This window comes from Vibrio sp. 1457, assembly GCF_033340195.1.
GTDB classification, from domain to species: Bacteria; Pseudomonadota; Gammaproteobacteria; order Enterobacterales; family Vibrionaceae; genus Vibrio; species Vibrio alginolyticus.
The window spans coordinates 1-1099 of record NZ_JAWOWA010000128.1 but is presented as its reverse complement, the minus strand read 5'-3'; the positions used below and the strand labels follow the sequence as shown (position 1 = coordinate 1099).

Genomic DNA, 1099 nt, shown 5'->3' with positions numbered 1-1099 from the left:
GCCGTTGTTTATTTGCACCAGACCTTTGCGTTTTAACGCTGCCAGCGCTTCACGCACCGAAGGACGCCCGACGTTAAAGAACGCCATCAGTTCGCGTTCAGACGGTAATTGTTCACCTTCGCCAAATTCACGACGGCGGATCATCTGTTCCAGCTCTTCTTCCACCATTTCGGAGAGTTTTTTACGCGCCAGCGGGCGGCTACGCAAGTTGCGACCAATTGCAGGTGAAGAATCTTCGGTTTGCGAATCAAATGCGTTCATAAGGCCCATTCTGTAAGGTCAGTGTGATTAACATCATCAGTGACATCCTATCACAGGATTGAAAGTAGGGGAAAATGGCAGGGTTTTCTCTTTGTGCCTCATCATTACCATAATTAACGGAATAATTAACTATTGCGAAAAATTAATGTAACGCAGATAAACACATTCCGATTGAATTATTCATAAGACTATTCACAAGCATTATGAATATTATGAATGTGTTCTTACAAAATAATCATAAGCGCATATTTTTTAATGAAAAATCACATCACCTAAAATTAAAAATACGACATCCGCACCATAAATAGCCTTGCAAAAAATATAACATCTTTGTTTTCAATCTGCCGTTTATGGGATTGACCGTTTTCTTTTGACACGGAGTTCAACAATGTTCGGCATAATTATATCTGTCATCGTATTAATTACGATGGGCTATTTGATCCTGAAAAACTACAAACCTCAGGTGGTGCTGGCTGCCGCAGGTATCTTCCTGATGATGTGCGGTGTCTGGTTAGGGTTCGGTGGTGTACTCGATCCCACCAAAAGCAGCGGCTACTTGATCGTCGATATTTATAATGAAATCCTGCGCATGCTGTCCAACCGCATTGCCGGATTGGGGCTGTCGATTATGGCGGTGGGCGGTTATGCCCGCTACATGGAGCGCATAGGGGTCAGTCGCGCGATGGTGAGCTTGTTAAGCCGCCCGTTAAAACTCATTCGCTCGCCGTATATTATTCTGTCGGCAACTTACGTCATCGGCCAAATCATGGCGCAGTTTATTACCAGCGCCTCCGGTCTGGGTATGTTGCTGATGGTCACCTTATTTCCGACGCTGGTG

The 1099-nt window shown here is 44.8% G+C and carries 1 protein-coding gene and 1 pseudogene; one reads left to right on the top strand and one right to left on the bottom strand.

Annotated features, from left to right (window positions below; translation table 11 throughout):
- A pseudogene (nanR, locus tag R7Z41_RS24255) lies at nt 1–270 on the bottom strand (transcriptional regulator NanR); the annotation flags it as partial.
- Between the two features lie 379 nt (nt 271–649).
- Here nanR and dcuC point away from each other — a divergent pair.
- A partial coding sequence (dcuC, locus tag R7Z41_RS24250) for a C4-dicarboxylate transporter DcuC (RefSeq protein WP_318141672.1) occupies nt 650–1099 on the top strand: 450 nt, incomplete at its 3' end.